Source organism: Succinivibrio dextrinosolvens (genome assembly GCF_900116345.1).
In the GTDB taxonomy this organism is placed as follows: domain Bacteria; phylum Pseudomonadota; class Gammaproteobacteria; order Enterobacterales; family Succinivibrionaceae; genus Succinivibrio; species Succinivibrio dextrinosolvens_B.
In genome coordinates this window covers 1-19,947 of record NZ_FPAH01000037.1, presented here as the reverse complement: position 1 = coordinate 19,947, position 19,947 = coordinate 1, and the positions used below count along the sequence as shown (strand labels likewise).

Below are 19,947 nucleotides of genomic sequence, written 5' to 3'. Positions count from 1 at the left end.
TAAAAAATGCCACTACACATGATTGATGGAGTCAGAGTACCTGACTCTTTTTTATTACCTGAACCATTGTCACTAGAAGATAAGAAAAAAGATGATGCCTTGTTTGATGAGGCACTTGAGCTTATAAAAAAGAAAAATGCTCTTTTAATTGCTCATTACTATACCTCTGATACCATGCAGCGCTTATGCGAGGCTGCAGGCGGTTTTATTGGCGATTCTCTTGAAATGGCAAGAGTAGGTCGTGACAGTGATAAAGAACTGCTTTTAGTTGCTGGTGTAAGGTTTATGGGCGAGACTGCAAAGATTCTGTCACCTGATAAAACTGTGATTATGCCTGATCTGAAATCAGAATGCTCTCTGGATTTATGCTGTGATGTTGAGGATTTAAAAAGAGTAAAAGCTCTTCATCCTGAAGCTACAGTTGTGGCATATGCAAATACGTCTGCACAGGTTAAGGCTCAGTCAGATTGGATTGTCACCTCATCTTTAGCGGTGGAGCTTGGCAAATACCTGACCAAACAGGGGAATCCTATCTTATGGGTACCTGACCGTCATTTAGGTTCCTATATTGCAGCTCAGTCAGATTGTGAAATTTACTGCTGGCCTGGAAGATGTATTGTTCATGATTCCTTTGAAGAGAATGCTCTAGATTTTGTTAAAAAAGAAAATCCTAATGCATTGGTGTTAGTTCACCCTGAAGCTCCTGCAGCAGTTGTTGCAAAGGCAGATTATGTTGGCTCAACTTCTCAGATTCTGGCTTTTGCAAAAAATTCGGAAGCTAATGAATTCATCATTGGTACCGAAAAGCATATCTTCTATAAACTGATGCAGGCTTGTCCTGATAAGAAATTTATTGAAGCTCCTGTTGTAAGTACCTCTGGTCACTGTATCAGCTGCGCTAACTGCCCATGGATGGGACTCAACACATTAGAATCCTTAATCAGAGCCCTGAATAATCCCGATTCTCACAGTGTTCATGTGGATGAAGCTATTCGTCAGGGGGCATTGAAACCTCTTGATAGAATGCTGTCTTTTTCGGCAGATCTTAAATCAGGAAAAATTGTTCTTTAATCTGTCAATTCTATTGGACATATAAGTAAAATCAGATAGGCTTTGTTCTGGAGGAATACCATTATGAAAGGAACCATTACCTACTTTAATGCAGATGAGAATACCGGTGCGATTCAGTCTGATGATGGCCTTTTACTGAATTTTTCAACAGAGAGCCTGTCTCCTAATCAGGATGAATCAAAGCTGATAAACGGCTGTCGTGTCGAATTTGATCTTGATGAAGATAAAATAGTTAAGAATATGCTTATCTCCAAGGAGCAGAATCTTCTTGAGGATAACATCTTCTATGTGGAGCCATCTCAGACAGGAATTATTTCATCTGGAATTCCTGATGGCTATGAGCTTATTGACTCAAGCGATATTTCTTTAAACCGTGAAGCCAGAAATTCCAAATCACTTAAGTTTGCCTTTATTGACTTGTGTGAAAAACTAGGCGGCAATGTTGTCTTAGATTACAAGGAAGAACGTTTTACCAGAAACTCTATCGGTTTTTCTTTTTACATGTACAGGGGAACTGCAAGGGTAGGTCTCATAGCGAAGAAAGCTGATGCAAATACAGATGGAGCTCTGTCTCTGCGTGATCTTAAAAATAAGATTAGACATGATGGTATAGAGAGAATTGCCAGTGATGAGAGAAAGAGCCAGCTTGGCCTTAAGCTTGTAAAAATCTCTGGTGCTATTCTTCTGATTATCTTCACTATCGGTTTTTTCCTAAGCAGCAGATGATAGTTTTTTGCATCGTTAGCTATAGCTAACTTTATCTGTTATAATTTCCTCAAAATGGAGATTATATATGACCGCAAAAATCATTCTTTTTATTCTTTTCGCAATAGCTGCCTTAGCCCTTTATTCTGGACTTAAAAAGATTTTTTCAATTCTTTCTTTTAAAGGAGGTTGCGGTTGTTCTAAAACCGGTGGGTCAGAGTGTCACTGCCACGATAACAAGGATGAATAGTTTTCACTCCTCAAAAAGTTGTAATTCTTTCTAACTTTTATAGTGAAGATTTTATATATACATACTATTCTAAAAGATATGTGAGAGTTAATTTTTCAAAAATATTAACATATTTCTTGAAATCTAAAAAAAGAACCCCATATATAAAAATAGTAAGAAATAGTATGGAAGAGTGGGTGTACTATGTTTGATGAAAACGAATCCTTTAACGTCAATGCCTTAACCGAGGACACAATACGTAAACTCGAAGCAAGTGGACTTAGAATGACTGTTCAGCGACGTCGTATCATTGAGATCCTGACTTCAAGTAAATGCACTTCTCCTAAAGAGTTATGGTATGAGGCTAAACAGTTTGTACCAGATCTTGGAATTGCAACTGTTTATCGTCTAATCAACCGTCTAGAGCAGATCGGTCTGATCTCAAAGAATAGAAATCTTGGAATGCAGAGAGTTGAGCCAAGACTCGGAGTTGTGGCTGACGAGAAGGGCAGAAAGATTTTAAACGAAGGCACCGTCAAGGATTTGGAATTATTAATTAAGCAAGGACTGGTTCAACGCGGTACAATATCTTCAATGAATAATGTTCGCCTTTCCCTTGTAGGTGATAAAATTAACGTAACTGTAATTTAATCGAAATTTATTTAGGAATTTAGTTTTAACATGGAAAAAATTAAGAGTGCACCATCAGCTTTAGATGCAGTTCCAGAGGCTGTTCAGAAAAAAACAGGAGAGATTGCAGAATCTGGAGAGACCTATCTTGAGACCATTCTTGTAATTAAGGAAAGAAGATCAAATGGTCTTGTTAGAGCTGTTGATGTTGCTAACGAGTTAAAACTAAGTAAACCTAGTGTTTCACGCGGTCTTGGTCTTCTAAAGGAAAAAGATCTGATAAGAATTGGTCTTGCCGGTGATATTGAGTTTACCCCTGAGGGTAGAAAACTGGCAGAATCTGTTTTTAAGCGTCATCAGTATCTTACTGTATTTTTTAAGAGTGTGGCCAACGTCCCTTCAGACGTTGCTGAAAGTGATGCCTGCAGAATTGAGCACGTGATTTCAGATAAGACCATGAAAGGAATTATTAAATACCTAAAGGATCATGAGCTGGTTTAACTAACATATCTAATTTTCGAATTTTTTCTAATTACAATAAAACCTGCTATATTGGCGGGTTTTGTTTTTTTTTTCTGTTCATGATTTCTCTATTAAACGTATACATGATAAAAAAGCCATTAAATGCTAATATTAGAGACGGTATGAGATTGTGTGATTTTCTGTGTGAGGCTATTTCTTTTTAGCCTATATGCAGGGTAGATAAATGGCTGAGATAGATAATAAAAAAGAAAAATCTGTACAGATGGAAGATACCAAGCATGGTTCAAATGCTTTTCCTATCGCAAGTTACAGATATAACGGCAATAATTTTACCAAGCTTCTTTATGCCCACTGGCATACAGAGGTTGAAGTTCTATGCTTTGAAAAAGGAAGATTTATCCTCAATATTGAAACTTCTCCTCTGGTTGTTGAATCCCCAGCTATGCTGCTTATACCTTCAAAGATGGTGCATAGTATTGCTCTGCCTGGCGACGCTGTTGAAAGTGCTATTGTGTTTAATGCGGAGATTATGCGTTTTGCCTATTATGACAAGCTGCAGAGCAACCTTTATGACTATCTTTACAGCACCATAAGAAAGACTCCATTTATCGTTAAGCCTGAGTTTGATGGCTATCAGAAGATTCTTGATGACTTTGAATATATCAGAGACAACTGCAAAACCAAGGAACTGAAAACTCAGTATACGGTTAAAATTAAAATTCTCGATCTCTTCATGGAGTTTGAACGTTCCGGTATCTTTAAGAACCTTGAGCTTAATACTCCTTTTGAAAAGCTCAGACAGGAAAAGCTCAAAGAACTTCTAGAGTGGATTCATGATCACCACTCCGGACCTCTGTCTATTTCTGATGCATCAAAACGTATGAATTTTTCTGAGGCTTATTTCTGCAGATTTTTCAAAAAAGCCATGAATATGAGCTTCACTGAATATGTTAATGACTACAGACTACAGATGGCGGCAGACGATATTCTAAGAGGTGAAAAGCAGATTTCTGATGTTGCCTCTGATCATGGATTTGATAATGAGTCCTACTTCTTCAGACTGTTCAAGAAGAAATACGGAATTACTCCTTTGAAGTACCGTCAGCATTAGTTCACTGTGAAAAATATCACAACTAACTCTTTGAATATATCTGATTTGTATTGTATTTTATACAAAAGTGTGAGCTTTACTTAAACATCTTTTTGATTAGGAAATAAAAAAATGTGATATTTATTCGTTCAATTGTTTAAAAGTCTCTATTTCCCCTATTTCCTCCGGTCTTTTCGTCCATTTTCTGATTAGTTGCCTTTTTTTTGCTAAAACACAGTTATTTTTGCTTGATGTCACAAAAAAAATGAAAGAAAGCAAAATGGTACAATTTTAGGTCAATAATGTATTGTTAATTTGTGACTCCAATATTTAAAATCTTATTAACCCTTGGAAATGCTGATAACGAATTTTTCAAGGTTTACTAAAGGTAAAACCCTAAAACAGACAATACATAAAGAGAATAAATTACTGGGATCATAAAATGAAGAAAACTATTTTAGCTTCTGCGATTTGCGCTGTTACATTGGGACTTTCAATGTCAGCTCATGCAGCAATCGAGAAAGATCAGTTAACCATCTGGGTTAACGGCGATAAAGGATATAACGGTATAGCCAAAGTTGGTGAGAAATTCACCGCTGACACCGGCATCAAGGTTACTGTTGCACATCCAGACCAGGTAGAAGTTAAATTCCAGCAGACCGCTGCAACCGGCAATGGCCCTGACTTAATCATGTGGGCTCATGACCGTTTCGGTGAGTGGTCAAAGGCAGGCTTGATTTCACCTATTACCGTAAGCGACGAAGTAAAGGCTAAATTCGCTAACGTTGGCTGGGAAGCAATGACCGTTGATGGCAAGATTGTTGGCTATCCTGTTGCTATCGAGGCTGTTTCTCTGATCTGTAACAACAAGTTTGTTAAGTCACAGCCTGAGAATTTTGAAGATTTAATGAAGCTAGGGGACGAGCTGAAGAAAGACGGTGTTAAGCCTATTATCTGGGCTTACACCACTCCATATTTTTCATACCCTCTGATTGCTGCACAGGGCGGTTATGCATTCAAGAAGACTGCCAATGGCTATGATGTAAAGGATACTGGAGTTGCTAATGCCGGTTCAAAGGCTGGTCTGAACTTCATCAAGACTCTTTTAGACAAGGGCTATATGGATAAGGGCGCTGACTACGGCGTAATGGAAGCTCAGTTCACCAAGAATCAGGCTGCATGTATCATCAATGGTCCTTGGGGCTGGCCAAACTATGATCAGTCAAAGGTTGACTTCACTGTCTACAAGTTACCTAAGTTAGGTGGCAAGGATGCTAAGGCTTTCGTTGGTGTAACAGGTCTTGCAATGAACTCTGCTTCTCCTAACAAGGATCTTGCTGTTGAGTTCCTAGAGAACTACCTTCTAACAGACGAAGGTCTTGAAGCTGTTAATAATGATAAGGCAATGGGTGTAGTAGCACTTAAGTCTTTCCAGGAAAAGCTTGAAAAAGACCCTCGTATCGCAACTACCAAGGTTAACGCTGAAAACGGCGAACCAATGCCTTCTGTTCCTGAGATGAGCAAATTCTGGTCTTCACTGGAGACTGCTCTTAAGAATATAACTTCAGGTCGTCAGGGCGTTGAAGAGGCTGCAAATACTGCTGCAAAGCGTATTGTAAGCGAATAGTCGTATAACTAATCTCCCAGCACGTCTGTTTAGTGCTGGGAATTTTTTTACTCTTTTTTTGGCAAATTAGGAATTTTAGACATGATTCTGTCATCGATTCAGGATAAGAAACTTTGTCCAAAAGTCGCTATGAAATGGACAATTGTTTTATTAATTGTTCTTGTAAATCTGTATGCTGATGTCTGCATGTACATTAACGGAGATATTGCTTATCCTCTGCTTGATCTTGTACTTGTTGGTGTTGGCGTATATGTTTTTGTAAGCAAGAAAATGTATGCTCAGCGCTACGCTTTCCCTGCTGTAGCCGGCATGACCGCATTTATTATTTTCCCTCTGGTTTACACTTTATGGATTTCATTCACCAACTATTCCGGTGCTCATGTTATGAGCGTGGAAAATGCCATGAAGTATCACCTGAAGAAAACCTTCAAGACAGAGGGCAGTGATTACGATTTTAAACTGTACGATCTTGGTAACGGCAAGTATGACCTTCTTCTAAGCAAAGATGGAGAGTCATTCAAACTTGATAAGCCTGTGGCTCTGGTACAGAATTCAGATGCTGATAATGACAATATAAAACCAATTTCAATTAACCTTGTGAAAGCTAGCTCAGACTCTGTCCAGGGAACTGTTGTTCCTATGAGACAGATGCTGACTTTAAAGAATAATATTCAGAAACTTAATCTGCATCTTACCGAGAAAAATCAGGAACTGGCCTTAAGCGGACTTAGAATGTTCAGCGCAGAGAACGAAAAATATATTCCTCTAAAGAAAGGCTCAACTGCTGAAAACGGCTATATCGTAAAAGAACACAATGCCTTATGGGATGTTCAGAACAAGCAGCTGTTCCTGCCTAATATGGACACAGGCTACTATCAGTATGCAAACGAAAAGGGTGAGCTTAGTGGCGAAGAATTTGCTCCTGGCTTTAAAGTTGGTATCGGCTTAAAGAATTACGTTAAGTTCCTGTCCAACGAAAGTATTCGTATGCCATTCCTTAAGATCTTTACCTGGACAGTGTGTTTCTCCGGTTTAACCGTAATGATCACTCTGGCTATCGGTCTTATTCTTGCATGTCTTGTTCAGTGGGAGTTCCTACGCTTTAGGGGAATCTACAGAGTGTTCCTGATTCTGCCTTATGCTGTACCATCCTTTATTTCAATTCTGGTATTCAAAGGTCTGTTCAATCAGAATTTCGGTGAACTTAATGTTTTCCTGAATGCAGTAATGGCACCTATATATAACTTCCTCGGACTTGAGTGGTCATCAATTGAATGGTTCACCGATCCTTGGGCAGCCCGTGGCATGATTCTGATTGTTAACTGCTGGCTTGGTTATCCATACATGATGATCCTATGCATGGGGCTTCTAAAATCAATTCCAGATGATCTTTACGAGGCAACTGCAATTGAAGGCGCAAGCCCTTGGATTAACCTCAAGAGCATTACACTTCCTCTGCTGATGAAGCCATTAGCTCCGCTGTTAATTGCATCATTTGCTTTCAACTTCAATAACTTTGTTCTGATTCAGCTTCTGACTTCAGGTGGTCCTGACATTATCGAGGCTACTCAGGCTCCTGCAGGTTACACTGATTTACTTGTAAGCTTTACCTACAGAATCGCCTTCGAAGGTGGCAAGGGTAACGATTACGGTTTAGCAGCAGCAGTTGCTACCATGATCTTCATCGTGGTCGGTCTTCTAAGTCTGCTTCAGCTTAAGTATGCAAAAAACAGTGCAATGCAGCAGTAGTAGGGAGTTTTGAAAATGGCTATTGTTCAACCAAAATCATTAAAATACAGAAAAGCAGCCGCACATGTTTTCATGCTGTTTTTCCTATGTCTAATCATGTTTCCTCTGCTGATGATTGTTGCTATTTCATTCAGACAGGGTAACTATTCAGTGGGTGACGTTATTCCTAAGTTATCCACCTCAACGCTGGACCACTGGAGACTGGCATTGGGCTTTGATGTAACAAAGCTAAACCGCGTTCCTGGTTCTGTTGTTAATTTTGTGAATGCAGATGACGGCAAGGTTCAGATGTATGTTTCAACTCAGGAAGATGATTCCTTCAGAGCTTTCATCTCAGAAGCCTTTGATCCTGAGGACGTAAAGAAGGTTGTGTCTTTAGATGATGCAGTTGAGGTTTCCTCAAGCTTTGATGTTGATTCAGTTGACTCAGACAAGCTTTATGATTCTGACTCAACATTCGCACTTTGCAAGTCTTTAGCACATAAGATTGTTGTAAAGACCGGAGAAGGGGACTCTTCATTAAGATATATCATTGATAAGAATGATAAGGAAGGAACCTCATACGGTATTTATAAGGAGACCATTACACCTCCTCCATTCCCTGTTCTTCGCTGGTTATGGAATTCTGTAAAGGTTGCCTTTATAACTTCATTCCTGATTATCTGTCTGTCAACAACTTCTGCATACGCTTTTGCCCGTATGAAGTTTGCTGGTAAGAATACAATCTTAAACGGTATGCTGATTTTCCAGATGTTCCCAGCTGTACTGGCTCTGGTTGCTATCTATGCTCTGTTTGATAAGATTGGTGAGTATATCCCATGGCTTGGTTTAAATACTCATGGAGGTCTGATTCTTTCATATATGGGTGGTATTGCACTTCATATCTGGACAATCAAAGGTTATTTCGAGACTATTGATGCTTCATTAGAAGAGGCCGCTGCAATTGATGGCGCAACCCCATGGCAGGCATTCAGACTGATTCTTTTACCTCTATCAGTTCCAATTCTTGCTGTTGTGTTCATCCTTGCATTTATCGCAACTGTTGCTGAGGTTCCTGTTGCATCAGTTCTTCTGCTGGATATGGATGAACTGACTCTTGCAGTGGGCGCTCAGCAGTACCTGTACCCTCAGAATTATCTATGGGGAGATTTCGCCGCCGCAGCTGTTCTGTCAGGTTTACCAATTACCATTGTATTCCTGCTGGCTCAGCGTTGGTTAGTCGGTGGTTTGACCGCTGGTGGCGTAAAAGGTTAATAATTGTAGAAATAGAGTAGTTTAAAGATTTATAAAAGAGATAAAAAAAATGGCAGACGTATTATTACAGAAAGTAAGAAAGAACTATAACCCTGTTTTATTAAAGGATACTTTAAGAAATATCAACCTTGATATTAAAGATGGTGATTTCATCGTTTTCGTTGGACCATCAGGCTGTGGTAAATCAACTCTTTTGAGAATGATTGCTGGTCTAGAGGATATTACTGACGGTGATCTGATGATTGGCGGCAAGCGTGTAAATGATGTTCCTCCATCACAGAGAAATATCGGAATGGTATTCCAGTCTTACGCTCTTTATCCTCACATGACTGTGTTTGAGAACATGGCATTCGGTCTGAAATTAAAGAAGATGGATAAGGAAGAAATCCGTCGTCGTGTAGTTCAGGCTGCTGATGTTTTAGGTCTTGAAGCTTTCTTAGAGCGTAAACCTAAGGCTTTATCTGGTGGTCAGCGTCAGCGTGTTGCAATCGGTCGTTGTATCGTTCAGAACCCATCAGTATTCCTGTTTGATGAGCCTTTATCAAATCTTGATGCTGCACTTCGTGTAAAAATGAGACTTGAAATTGCTAAACTTCATCGTGAACTGAATGCAACCATTATTTATGTTACTCACGATCAGGTTGAGGCAATGACCCTTGCAGATAAGATCTGCGTTCTAAGTCCTCTGGCTATGAACCCTCAGACTGAGTCAAACCTAGAGCAGTTCGGTGCACCTCTTGAGCTGTACAACCATCCTGTAAACAAGTTTGTTGCTGGCTTTATCGGTTCACCTAAGATGAATTTCCTAAAGGGTGAAATCGAATCAATCGCAGAAGACAAGTGTGTTGTAAAACTGTCAAACGGCGAGAAGATCACTGCCTGTGTTGATGCAAGAAGAGCTCAGGTTGGTAATACTGTAACTCTTGGTGTAAGACCAGAGCATCTTGTAAAAGTGGATTCACCTAAGGCTGACGGAGGTAAGATTACCTGCAAGGTATCTGTAACCGAAAATCTTGGTGCTGAATTCTTTGTATACATGGACTGTGAAGCTTCAGAGGTTGGTTCAGATTTCACTGTTAAGTCTGACTGTGAACTTGAGGTTCGTCCTGGTGACAACATGGAAGTAGGAATTCCTTCATCAGCATGCTATCTGTTTGATGAGGAAGGAAAGGCATTCCCTCGTACAGCAGTGTACAAGAGAAGCTGATGACAGCAGTTTAATCTGTCAAATTTGCCAAGAAAAAAAGGGAGCCGAAAGGCTCCCTTGTTTTAGGAAATAATTATACATGATTAAGCGTAGGTATCAATAATTCCACCTGTTGATGGTGTATTGGTTACCTGTGGTACCGGTGCTGCAGGTGCATTCATATGTGATGTCTGGGCTGCAGTTTGAGCAGCGCCGTTTAGCAGGGCCATAGCAATCTGTCCCTGTGCATCAGAGGCTTTTTTTATCATTGCAGCACTTAATGCTTCGTTTCCGAAATTAGAATTTACTGTGCTCATACCTCACCTCTCAACCTCTATTCCTATTTAACGGAAATTCAGCTCTCAAACTTTAAGTTTCAGTGAAAAAAGAATAAAAAAAGAGATTTCCTTATAGGGAAATCTCTAATAAATAAGGTGAAATTATCGAAAAAAAATTAAATCTTTATCTCGAGAATCTTTGCTATCTGTTGTAGGTTCTCTTCTGTGCCGGTAAACTGAACAGCATGCATTCCACGGCTTAAAGCAACCTCGACATTATTAATGTTGTCATCCATGAAGAAGGTTTCCTCTGGAACCAGATTGTATCTTTCAAGTAAGGTCAGATATATTCCTTTTTCTGGTTTTACCATTTTCTCCTCACCAGAAACCACGATACCTTCAAGTTTCTGCAGGAATGTGTATTTGTTGTAAGCATAAGGGAAGGTTTCTGCAGACCAGTTGGTCAGACCGTACATTTTGAATTTGCCTGAGTCTAAAACAGCGTTGAATACTTTGAGACCCTCAGGAATTTCTCCTTTAAGCATTTTCTCCCAGCCACTTCTGTACTGGTTGATTTCATTTTTGTACTCAGGATTTAACTCAGATAACTCCTTCATGCATTCTTCAAATGTTCTGCCTCTATCCATCTGGGCGTTCCAGGTGGAGGTAACGATATTTTTGATGAAATACTCCATTTTCTCATCATCTTTAAAAATATCTCGGTAGAAATAGCGTGGATTCCAGTCAAGTAAAACACCACCAAAGTCGAAAACCACATTTTTTATTGTCATAAAAATTTTCTCCAAAACGAAATAGAGACAATTATTTTGTGTGTAGCCTTTCTATTTTAGATTAAATCTTAAAAATATACATTTAAATCTTTTAAATTTGCACTCTAATAGTATGAAAAATATAGATTGAGCGGACTTTTGTTTTTGCTTAAACGTATCTGTTAAGAAAAAAAATATGCCAATATTTGTAAAATACCGGTAATTTTTTTGGCGTATGTCTCATATATTTGCTAAAATGCACCCATCGTTTGTGGGAACTGCAAACAGTTACATATGGGGGATTAAATATGAAAAAAGGTTTAATACTGGCAGCATTAACTATCTGCTCAGCTTTATCTATTGCTAATGCTAAGACCGTTAAGATTGGAACAGAGGCTACTTTTGCTCCTTTTGAGTTTACAAATGAGAAGTCTGAAATTATTGGTTTCGATATTGACATTATCAAGGCAATTGCTGCTGAGGAAGGTTTTGATGTTGAAATTGTCAATATGCCTTTTGATGCTTTAGTTCCTAGTGTTTTAACCTCTCAGCTTGAGGGCGCAATTGCAGGTGTAACCATTACTGAGGAAAGAGCTCAGCGAGTAAGTTTCTCTGATCCATATTACAAGTCTGGTATCAGTGCTGTTATTCGTAAAGAAGATGTCTCAAAGTATCCAACAATTGATTCTTTAAAGTCATCCCGTTTATGTGCTCAGATTGGTACAACCGGTGCAAATGCAGCTCAGAAGATTTCTGGTAATTTCGGTTCATACAACACTGTTCCAGAGGCTATTATGGAACTTAAGACCAAAGGCTGTGAAGCAGTAGTGAATGACCGTCCAGTTAACCTATATTTTTTACGTACCCAGAATGATGACTCTGTAGTAGAGATTAAAGAGTTATTAAATGGTGAAGATTACGGCATCATGGTTTCTAAGAAGAATCCTGAACTGTTAAAGCAGATCAATGATGGTCTGGACAAGATCCGTAAGAACGGCAAGTTTGCTGAAATCCATAAGAAATGGTTTAACGTAGAAGAATAAGTTGTCACTCCAAGCAGAGATTGCTTTAAGGTAAGATGATCTAAGTATGAATTCAATAATTGAATACTTTCAGACTATCGATGTTCAGTTTGTAGAAAGCACCGCTAAGCTTTTATTATTAGGTGCTCTTGTTACGCTGAAGATCACATTGGTAGCTGTATCATGTGGTGTTTTAATCGGTTTATTTGTCGGTATTGCCGAATTATCAAACTATAAATTACTGCGGTTCCCTGCAAAGGTTTATGTTGACATAATTCGTGGAACTCCACTTCTGGTTCAGATCTTTATTATTTATTTTGCTCTCCCATCTATTCTGGGAACAAGAATTGAACCATACATCGCTGCGGTAGTTGCATGTTCAATCAATTCCGGCGCTTATGTAGCCGAGATTTTCCGTGCTGGTATTCAGTCTATTGATAAAGGTCAGTTTGAAGCTGGTCGTTCTCTGGGCTTAACCTGGTCACAGACTATGTCTAAGATTGTAATTCCTCAGGCATTCAGAAGAACTATTCCTCAGCTGGGTAATGAGTTTATCGCTATGCTTAAGGATTCATCACTGGTTTCTGTTATCGGTTTCGAAGAACTTACAAGAAAAGGTCAGCTGATTATTGCCGCAACCTACAGATCATTCGAGATTTGGACTGCAGTTGCAATTATCTATTTAATTATGACTTTAACCATAAGCCAGTTTGTTGCTTATTTAGAGAAAAAGTATAACGCAGATACTCGCAGAAAATAGGTCTCCGAATGATTGTTATTAAAGATTTGCATAAGAATTACGGTTCCAACCAGATTTTACGTGGAATCGACTTACGTGTAAAAAAGAGTGAAGTAGTTGTTGTTATCGGACCATCTGGTTCAGGTAAGAGTACTTTATTAAGATGTGTTAATTATCTTGAGGTTCCATCCTCAGGAACAATTTCCATCAATGGTGAAACCATTACCAGATCAACAAATATCAACAAGATCAGAGCCGAAGTCGGCATGGTGTTCCAGCACTTTAATCTGTTCCCTCATATGACAGTTCTGGATAACATCACTGTTGCCCCTATTTCTGTTAGAAAGAAGAGCAGAGAAGAGGCTGAAAAGAAGGCTATGGAACTTCTTGTAAGAGTTGGTCTTGGTGATAAGGCAAAATCTTACCCTTCACAGTTGTCAGGTGGTCAGCAGCAGCGTGTTGCCATTGCCAGAGCTCTTGCTATGGAGCCACAGGTAATGCTATTTGATGAGCCAACTTCTGCTCTGGATCCTGAGATGGTTAATGAAGTATTGGACGTTATGAAGGATCTTGCTCAGTCTGGTATGACCATGATGTGTGTAACCCACGAGATGGGCTTTGCTAGACAGGTTGCAGACAGAGTTCTGTTTGTGGATCAGGGCAAAATTCTTGAGGACACCAATCCTGAGGAGATGTTCTCAAATCCTAAGCACGAGAGAACTAAAGAGTTCCTGGCTAAGATTCTTTAATATAGTTTCTTATTTTCAAAAGAGGGGCGGTTTAATAAAATCGCCCTTTTGCTTTTCTAAAACAGACTAAATTCAGTTAGTTGTCTCTAAATTTGATAATTAAATATCATGTGCTGTTACTCTTTTCAGAATGTGATATGCTAGCGTCAGATTTTTCGGGACAATATTTAGAACCACTAGAACAAGTAAAAAAAGCGTTATGTCTGATACTTCACCTCAACAACTGGCTTCAGGGCCAAAGCATGGCAATCTTTTTTCCTTAAGCTGGCCTATATTTATTGACCTGACCATGCATTTCTTTACCATTATCATAAATACTGCAATGGTAAGTATGCTGTCACTGCAGGCTGTTGCAGAAATGAATCTTGGCGGTCAGGCTTTCCAGTTTGCATTTACTCTGTTTAACTTTGTGAATATCGGTGTCTGTGTCTGCTGTGCTCAGGCTATCGGTAAGGGCAATAAGAAGATGTTAAGACGTATTGTTCATATGTCTTTTGGTCTTAACATCGTATGGGGAATTTTAATTACATCCGGATGTTTTTTTGGAGCAAGGCTCATCTGCGATATCATGAATATTCCTGAGGATATTTATGAAACCTCCAAAAATTATCTGATGGTTCTTTCTATCATGTTTATTGCCGAGGCAATTAATCTTTGCTGTTCTTCAATTCTGAGAGCTTATGGCAGAACACGTGACCCAATGTATGTAAACATTGCAGGCAACATCTTTGTAATTATCAGCAATTACGCTCTTTTATTCGGCCATTTCGGATTTCCTCAGATGGGAATTTACGGTGTTGCAATCAGTGCGGTAATTGCCCGTTTTCTTTCTGTTGCTTTCCTGTTCTATCTGATGAGGACCAGAACCAAGATTAGAATTATTCCTAAGTTTTTCTTTGTTGTTAATAAAGATATCCTAAAGCAGATTTTTGCAGTTGGAATTCCTGGTGCCGGTGAAAATATGACCTGGCAGCTTCAGTTCCTGTTTATGACATCTGTTGTTGGTACCTTAGGTTCGACAGCTCTGGCTACACACGGTATCTATATGCAGATGTGTACCATTATTATGCTTTTCTCAATTTCAATTGCTCTTGGTACTGAGATTCTGATTTCTCAGTATGCCGGTGCCATGAAACTGAAATTAGCTAATAAACAGCTTCTGCACTCTGTGAAGATCGGTCTTTGCATAACAGCTTTACTGGTTATCAATATTCCTATCTGGATGGGTGATGCTGTTCTTTCAATTTTCACCTCCGATGCTACGGTTTATGCTATTGCAAGGCCAATATTCTACGTTTCTCTAATCATGGAAATGGGTAGAATTCTAAACATCATTATTATCAATTCTCTTCGTGCGGTTAATGATGCCAAGTTCCCAATGTTTATGGCTATAGTTTCCATGTGGGGAGTTTCTGTTCCTGTTGGTACATTCCTAAGCCTATATATGGGCATGGGACTTTTAGGTGTATGGATTGGCTTCTGCTGTGATGAGTGTACCCGTGGTCTTATCATGCTGCTACGCTGGAAATCCAAGGCCTGGGTTTCAAAGGCTAGAGACAACTATAGAAAACATTACAAAACCAAGTCTAAGAAGAAAGGATATGCTCTTTAATTGAGCAGTAATTGTTCAATATATAGAATAATCTCACATTTTTTTTAATTGTGATATATTAAAAAAAATCTTTTTTTATAACAGGTGAATACATGTTTTTTGATCGTATCGATGCTGCTCCTGCAGATCCAATTTTAGGTTTAAATGAAGCTTTTAAGAAAGACACCAGAGCTAATAAGACTAACTTGGGTGTAGGTGTATACCAGAATAATGAGGGTAAAACCGTTATTCTAGATTGCGTTAAAGAAGCAGAGAAGATTTTGCTTGAGAAGGAAGAGACCAAATCATATCTGCCTATTACAGGTCTTCCTGAGTTTGGTCGTATGGCTCGTGAGCTTATTTTCGGTAAGGATTCAGAGTTTGTTGATGGCGGAAAAGCTATTTCCTGCCACTGTCCTGGTGGTACTGGTGCCCTGAGAATCGGCGCTGACTTCATCCATCAGCAAAATGTTGCATCAACTATCTGGATTTCAGATCCTACCTGGGCAAACCACTATCAGATCGCAACTTCAGCAGGACTGAAGTTTGAGCGTTATCCTTATTATGACAGAGCAAATCATAATCTGGCATTTGACAGAATGATTGAAACTCTGTCCCAGGCAAAGGAAGGCGATGTTGTTCTTTTACACGCCTGCTGTCACAATCCAACCGGTATCGATCCTACTCATGAGCAGTGGGAGATCATTGCTAAGTTCCTTGCTGAAAAGAAACTTTTACCATTCATTGATTTTGCTTATCAGGGCTTTGGTCACGGTATTGAAGAGGATGCCTACGGTGTTCGTACTATCGCCAAGTACAATCCTGAATTCCTGATTGCAAGTTCATTCTCAAAGAACTTCGGTCTGTACAGTGAGCGTTCAGGTGTGCTGACAGTTGTTTCTGCTGATGTAGAAACTGCTGTTAAGGTTATGTCTCAGGTTAAGATTGCCGTACGTACTGCAATTTCTAATCCTCCTGCACACGGTGAGAAGATTGTAACTACCGTTCTGTCAGATCCTACCTTAAGAGCAAAATGGGAAGATGAGCTAAAGAATATGCGTGAGCGTATTGCAAAAATGCGTGTTCTGCTTTCTCATAAGCTAAAGGATGCCGGAGCTGGTGATTTCGATTTCATCACCGAGCAGAACGGTATGTTCTCATTCTCTGGTCTTGATAAGGATCAGATTGAGGCCTTAAAGAAAGATTTCGGTATTTATGCTGTAGCATCTGGCCGAATCTGTGTTGCTGGTATTAACACCAATAACATTGATGATATTGTTAAGGCAATTACTGCTGTTGTTAAAAAACAGTAACAGTATGCTGTAAGACCAAATAAACCTGAGATGATGTCGAATTGTCTCAGGTTTTTGTTTTTTGTATATTTGTTTTTTTTTATTTTTTTTTTACAATAGATTAGAAATTCTATGTAAAGAGAATTTCTCAAGATTTTATTAAATATTTGCTGTTTTCACAGTTTGATCAGAAATAAACCGGGAGGCGAATTTTTCCGCTTCAGCCTGTTCTGAGCTGGAATGGATTCGCAAAAAAATATGACATTTCCAAACCCATTGAAAAATATCTTTGGAAAAATTATTGTTGGACTTATAGCTTTATACGTTTTTTACGTATTTGTAGTTGGTCTATTCTCTTCAACTTGTCCTGCTGGATTTAATCCTCCAAAAGCAGAGGATATTCAGGATGACAGAGCTCGTGCTACTGTAATGGCAGAGGCTACTGTTCATGCTCTTGATACAGAACTCCGTTCCTTATTCGGCTGGATCCCAAATGACCTGTTCTTTGTACCAAAAATTCTGGACAACATTGTTAACTATCAGAAGGGCGTTATTTACGCTACTAGACCTGCATCAGACATGATTGCCAAGACAGTTTCAAGATATGGTAAGAATGATACTTTGGATCCTCGTTTGGTTGATGCAACCTCAAGATCATTTGTTTATTCTGATGAGGTCTGGGGATTCTGGTTTATTTATGACACCGAGGGTAAGTATAAGCAGGGTATTCAGAACTGGAGATCCTGGGCTGCATCCGTTGATTCTGGTGTAAAGAATGCTGGAATTTATAACGTAAAATCCGATGATGTTTACCAGATTCTAAAATACTGTAATCAAATGCTTGAATATGCTTTAGGTTATTTGAACAAAGAAAAGATAAAACATCTTGATTCTGATAACTATGTTTATTTTGCTAAGGGCGTATCCTCTGTTGTTGAGAATATTTTAAGAGGTCTTGTGGCTGTTGATGCTTCTGTAATTCAGCGCGGTGGACAGGAAAATGTTGATGCAGCATTGAATCGTCTTGCTTTTGTAAGAGATTTCAACCCTTGGTATGTTGTAGCTGGCGGTAATGATGAGGGTGATGCTATGTTGCCAAATCATGTTGCAGCCATTGCAAGACACATTGATGTAGCAAGCAATCGAATCAACGATATTATGCAGTCAATGGAAAAATAGTTATTCATGATTTTTAAAGAAGGTTTATTCAATTTTTTTGAAAGCCTGATACCTCCATTTGAGGACAAATGTGAAGGAGTCCCTCCAAAGGGAATTATCAGATTTGTCCTTTTCTTCTCAAAAGGGTTAGGCAGATTTCTAGCCGCAGTTGCTGTTTTAAATGCTTTTATTGCTGTAGGTGAGGCTCTTTTCTTTGCTTGCCTTGGGTATATTGTCGACTGGACTGCCTCAAGTTCTCCTCAGAATTTTATCGAGCAGCATGGCGGAAGCCTTCTGCTTATGCTGTTAGGTGCCGGAGTTTTTCTTCCGGTTGCTTCCTTTCTGCATTCTCTGCTGATTCATCAGACTCTGTCTAGCAATTATTCAATGCAGGTTCGCTGGCAGCTGCATAATTTCCTCTTAGGGCAGTCTTTAGCTTTCTTTAATGAGGAGTTTGCAGGAGCTCTTGCCAACAAGGTCATGCAGACCTCAATGGCAGTCAGAACTGCCGTAATGAAGCTTATCGATGTATTTGTCCATATGGTTGTATATATTTCAACCATGCTGATAATGCTGATAAATGCAGATTTTTATCTGTGCCTGCCTCTTGTAGTCTGGCTTTGTCTCTACACCTGTTCACTGTTCGTCTTTATTCCATATTTAAGACGTACTTCCAAGGAACTTTCTGCTGAAAGGTCAACCATGGTGGGCAGAATAGTCGACAGCTACACCAATATTTCAACTGTAAAGCTTTTTGGCGGAGCGGGAAAGGAAAAGTCCTACGCCAGAGAGGCTATGAACGCTTTTAGAAATTCAGAGTACAAGATTTTCAGAATTCTGACCTCATTTGACATCAGTGTTCAGTTTCTAAACTGTACTCTGCTGGTTTCTCTCATCATTCTTTCTTTATGGCTTTGGTCAAATTATCTTGTAACCACTGGTGCTATTGCTATTTCAATTGCAATTGCAATCAGAATGATCAACATGTCCCGCTGGATTATGTGGGAAGCAGGCGCAATTTTTGAGAACATCGGTATGATTTACGACTGCATGAATACTATGTCAAAACCAGTCACAATTACCGATCCAAAGCTCCCTAGAAAGATTGACGAATTTAAAGAAAGTATTGAGTTTAACGATGTGTCATTTAGCTATGACGGAAAGAAAGAGGTTTTATCTAATTTTAATCTGACAATAAAAAAAGGACTTAAGCTCGGTATTGTCGGCCCTTCCGGAGTAGGTAAATCCACAATCATAAATCTGATCTTACGATTCTATGACGTATCCTCAGGATCAATTAAAATCGATGGAATCGATGTTCGTGATCTGAAACAGGATAACTTACGAGAGCTGTTTGCCATGGTAAGTCAGGAACCCAGCCTGATGCATCGAACCATTGGTGAGAACATTGAATACGGTTCAAAAGACGAACTGGATTCAGAGGAACTGGAGAAAGCAGCCAGAGCTTCGGATTCTCTGAACTTTATTGAAGCTATGTCTGATTACCGAGGAGGAATCGGTTTTGATTCAATGGTTGGAGACCGCGGTGTAAAACTTTCCGGCGGACAGAAACAGCGAATTGCCATTGCCAGAGTCATTGTAAAGAATGCTCCAATTCTGATTTTAGATGAAGCTACCTCAGCTTTGGATTCAGAAACCGAGGATATAGTTCAGAAAAATCTTCTAAATATCATGCAGGGGAGAACTGTTATTGCCATAGCTCACAGACTTTCTACTTTAAAATCAATGGATAAGATCATTGTTGTTAACGATGGAAAGATTGTTGAGAGCGGTTCTCATGAGGAACTACTTGCCTTAGATGGTATCTACACAAATATGTGGTCACTGCAGTCAAATGGCTTTGTAAAATAAAATAGACTATTTGATTTTTAAAAACCGCATAAATAAGCGAAAGTATTAAAATGTGACAAACTTCTAATAAAAAAATGTTTGACACTAAAAAAAAAGAGTCTATAATGCATTTCCGTTGTCACGAACGACAACGACAAATAAAACCAAGCGTTTTAAAAGTTCTTTAAAAACAAGTACGGACAATCTGTGTGGGCCCTCGGAAGAGGGAAACAAAGAGATAGAGAAGGCTAAGGCTGAAGGACTATCAAAAAAAATAAATCAAAATCTTTTTTATCGAAGAGTTTGATCATGGCTCAGATTGAACGCTGGCGGCAGGCCTAATACATGCAAGTCGAACGGTAACATAGGAAAAGCTTGCTTTTCCTGATGACGAGTGGCGGACGGGTGAGTAAAGTTTGGGAAGCTACCTGATAGAGGGGGACAACAGTTGGAAACGACTGCTAATACCGCAT

General features: G+C 39.2%; 18 protein-coding genes, 1 rRNA gene and 1 pseudogene. 18 read left to right on the top strand and 2 right to left on the bottom strand.

Going from position 1 to position 19,947, the window contains the following annotated elements:
- Positions 1-6 precede the first annotated feature (6 nt).
- The 10 genes and pseudogenes from nadA to BM308_RS10270 all read left to right on the top strand — a co-directional run bounded on the left by nadA (position 7) and on the right by BM308_RS10270 (position 10,045).
- A complete protein-coding gene (gene nadA / locus BM308_RS10315; RefSeq protein WP_218152559.1) occupies positions 7-1,071 on the top strand; it encodes a quinolinate synthase in 1,065 nt (354 codons plus the stop codon).
- Between the two features lie 63 nt (positions 1,072-1,134).
- Positions 1,135-1,797, top strand: coding sequence for a hypothetical protein (locus tag BM308_RS10310; RefSeq protein WP_074945015.1), 663 nt, complete (start codon positions 1,135-1,137; stop codon positions 1,795-1,797).
- A 67-nt stretch (positions 1,798-1,864) separates the two neighbouring features.
- Positions 1,865-2,026 (top strand): hypothetical protein, encoded by a 162-nt coding sequence (locus BM308_RS13380; RefSeq protein ID WP_177214445.1) that lies wholly within the window; start codon positions 1,865-1,867, stop codon positions 2,024-2,026.
- A gap of 183 nt (positions 2,027-2,209) precedes the next feature.
- The gene (locus BM308_RS10305) at positions 2,210-2,656 is read left to right on the top strand and encodes a transcriptional repressor (protein ID WP_074945014.1); all 447 of its coding nucleotides are present in this window, start codon (positions 2,210-2,212) and stop codon (positions 2,654-2,656) included.
- Positions 2,657-2,686: 30 nt separating this feature from the next.
- Positions 2,687-3,136 carry a metal-dependent transcriptional regulator gene (locus tag BM308_RS10300; protein WP_143075419.1) on the top strand — a complete coding sequence of 150 codons (450 nt, stop codon included), beginning with the start codon at positions 2,687-2,689 and terminating at the stop codon, positions 3,134-3,136.
- A 205-nt stretch (positions 3,137-3,341) separates the two neighbouring features.
- Positions 3,342-4,229: an AraC family transcriptional regulator gene (locus BM308_RS10295; RefSeq protein ID WP_074945012.1), complete on the top strand. Its 888-nt coding sequence runs from the start codon at positions 3,342-3,344 to the stop codon at positions 4,227-4,229.
- Between the two features lie 421 nt (positions 4,230-4,650).
- Positions 4,651-5,835, top strand: coding sequence for a maltose/maltodextrin ABC transporter substrate-binding protein MalE (gene malE, locus BM308_RS10290; RefSeq protein ID WP_074945010.1), 1,185 nt, complete (start codon positions 4,651-4,653; stop codon positions 5,833-5,835).
- 81 nt (positions 5,836-5,916) lie between these two features.
- The gene (malF, locus tag BM308_RS10285; RefSeq protein WP_074945008.1) at positions 5,917-7,584 is read left to right on the top strand and encodes a maltose ABC transporter permease MalF; all 1,668 of its coding nucleotides are present in this window, start codon (positions 5,917-5,919) and stop codon (positions 7,582-7,584) included.
- Positions 7,585-8,163: 579 nt separating this feature from the next.
- A pseudogene (gene malG / locus BM308_RS10275) lies at positions 8,164-8,838 on the top strand (maltose ABC transporter permease MalG); the annotation flags it as partial.
- Between the two features lie 49 nt (positions 8,839-8,887).
- Positions 8,888-10,045 carry an ABC transporter ATP-binding protein gene (locus tag BM308_RS10270; RefSeq protein ID WP_074945006.1) on the top strand — a complete coding sequence of 386 codons (1,158 nt, stop codon included), beginning with the start codon at positions 8,888-8,890 and terminating at the stop codon, positions 10,043-10,045.
- Positions 10,046-10,128: 83 nt separating this feature from the next.
- Here the strand turns inward: BM308_RS10270 and BM308_RS10265 are convergent, their stop codons facing one another.
- Complete coding sequence (locus BM308_RS10265; RefSeq protein WP_074945004.1) at positions 10,129-10,341, bottom strand: hypothetical protein; 213 nt, start codon at positions 10,339-10,341, stop codon at positions 10,129-10,131.
- A gap of 137 nt (positions 10,342-10,478) precedes the next feature.
- Positions 10,479-11,093, bottom strand: a complete 615-nt coding sequence (locus BM308_RS10260) for an HAD family hydrolase (protein ID WP_074945003.1) — start codon at positions 11,091-11,093, stop codon at positions 10,479-10,481.
- Positions 11,094-11,380: 287 nt separating this feature from the next.
- Between BM308_RS10260 and BM308_RS10255 the strand changes: the two genes are divergently transcribed.
- The 8 genes from BM308_RS10255 to BM308_RS10220 form a co-directional block, all read left to right on the top strand.
- Positions 11,381-12,115: a basic amino acid ABC transporter substrate-binding protein gene (locus tag BM308_RS10255; RefSeq protein WP_074945001.1), complete on the top strand. Its 735-nt coding sequence runs from the start codon at positions 11,381-11,383 to the stop codon at positions 12,113-12,115.
- Positions 12,116-12,161: 46 nt separating this feature from the next.
- Positions 12,162-12,854, top strand: coding sequence for an amino acid ABC transporter permease (locus tag BM308_RS10250; protein WP_083425539.1), 693 nt, complete (start codon positions 12,162-12,164; stop codon positions 12,852-12,854).
- 8 nt (positions 12,855-12,862) lie between these two features.
- A complete protein-coding gene (locus BM308_RS10245; protein WP_074945000.1) occupies positions 12,863-13,582 on the top strand; it encodes an amino acid ABC transporter ATP-binding protein in 720 nt (239 codons plus the stop codon).
- Positions 13,583-13,781: 199 nt separating this feature from the next.
- Positions 13,782-15,194 carry an MATE family efflux transporter gene (locus BM308_RS10240; RefSeq protein ID WP_074944998.1) on the top strand — a complete coding sequence of 471 codons (1,413 nt, stop codon included), beginning with the start codon at positions 13,782-13,784 and terminating at the stop codon, positions 15,192-15,194.
- Positions 15,195-15,286: 92 nt separating this feature from the next.
- Positions 15,287-16,486, top strand: coding sequence for an amino acid aminotransferase (locus BM308_RS10235; RefSeq protein WP_074944996.1), 1,200 nt, complete (start codon positions 15,287-15,289; stop codon positions 16,484-16,486).
- Between the two features lie 237 nt (positions 16,487-16,723).
- Positions 16,724-17,644, top strand: a complete 921-nt coding sequence (locus BM308_RS10230) for a DUF2333 family protein (RefSeq protein WP_074944995.1) — start codon at positions 16,724-16,726, stop codon at positions 17,642-17,644.
- Positions 17,645-17,650: 6 nt separating this feature from the next.
- Positions 17,651-19,495 carry an ABC transporter ATP-binding protein gene (locus tag BM308_RS10225; RefSeq protein WP_074944993.1) on the top strand — a complete coding sequence of 615 codons (1,845 nt, stop codon included), beginning with the start codon at positions 17,651-17,653 and terminating at the stop codon, positions 19,493-19,495.
- A gap of 270 nt (positions 19,496-19,765) precedes the next feature.
- Positions 19,766-19,947, top strand: a 16S ribosomal RNA gene (locus BM308_RS10220); the annotation flags it as partial.

What these genes read in the sequence shown, in the direction of transcription:
- nadA (WP_218152559.1), top strand. Translation starts at nt 7, where the DNA reads ATGCCACTACACATGATTGATGGAGTCAGAGTACCTGACTCTTTTTTA.
- BM308_RS10310 (WP_074945015.1), top strand. Translation starts at nt 1,135, where the DNA reads ATGAAAGGAACCATTACCTACTTTAATGCAGATGAGAATACCGGTGCG.
- BM308_RS13380 (WP_177214445.1), top strand. Translation starts at nt 1,865, where the DNA reads ATGACCGCAAAAATCATTCTTTTTATTCTTTTCGCAATAGCTGCCTTA.
- BM308_RS10305 (WP_074945014.1), top strand. Translation starts at nt 2,210, where the DNA reads ATGTTTGATGAAAACGAATCCTTTAACGTCAATGCCTTAACCGAGGAC.
- BM308_RS10300 (WP_143075419.1), top strand. Translation starts at nt 2,687, where the DNA reads ATGGAAAAAATTAAGAGTGCACCATCAGCTTTAGATGCAGTTCCAGAG.
- BM308_RS10295 (WP_074945012.1), top strand. Translation starts at nt 3,342, where the DNA reads ATGGCTGAGATAGATAATAAAAAAGAAAAATCTGTACAGATGGAAGAT.
- malE (WP_074945010.1), top strand. Translation starts at nt 4,651, where the DNA reads ATGAAGAAAACTATTTTAGCTTCTGCGATTTGCGCTGTTACATTGGGA.
- malF (WP_074945008.1), top strand. Translation starts at nt 5,917, where the DNA reads ATGATTCTGTCATCGATTCAGGATAAGAAACTTTGTCCAAAAGTCGCT.
- BM308_RS10270 (WP_074945006.1), top strand. Translation starts at nt 8,888, where the DNA reads ATGGCAGACGTATTATTACAGAAAGTAAGAAAGAACTATAACCCTGTT.
- BM308_RS10265 (WP_074945004.1), bottom strand. Translation starts at nt 10,341, where the DNA reads ATGAGCACAGTAAATTCTAATTTCGGAAACGAAGCATTAAGTGCTGCA.
- BM308_RS10260 (WP_074945003.1), bottom strand. Translation starts at nt 11,093, where the DNA reads ATGACAATAAAAAATGTGGTTTTCGACTTTGGTGGTGTTTTACTTGAC.
- BM308_RS10255 (WP_074945001.1), top strand. Translation starts at nt 11,381, where the DNA reads ATGAAAAAAGGTTTAATACTGGCAGCATTAACTATCTGCTCAGCTTTA.
- BM308_RS10250 (WP_083425539.1), top strand. Translation starts at nt 12,162, where the DNA reads ATGAATTCAATAATTGAATACTTTCAGACTATCGATGTTCAGTTTGTA.
- BM308_RS10245 (WP_074945000.1), top strand. Translation starts at nt 12,863, where the DNA reads ATGATTGTTATTAAAGATTTGCATAAGAATTACGGTTCCAACCAGATT.
- BM308_RS10240 (WP_074944998.1), top strand. Translation starts at nt 13,782, where the DNA reads ATGTCTGATACTTCACCTCAACAACTGGCTTCAGGGCCAAAGCATGGC.
- BM308_RS10235 (WP_074944996.1), top strand. Translation starts at nt 15,287, where the DNA reads ATGTTTTTTGATCGTATCGATGCTGCTCCTGCAGATCCAATTTTAGGT.
- BM308_RS10230 (WP_074944995.1), top strand. Translation starts at nt 16,724, where the DNA reads ATGACATTTCCAAACCCATTGAAAAATATCTTTGGAAAAATTATTGTT.
- BM308_RS10225 (WP_074944993.1), top strand. Translation starts at nt 17,651, where the DNA reads ATGATTTTTAAAGAAGGTTTATTCAATTTTTTTGAAAGCCTGATACCT.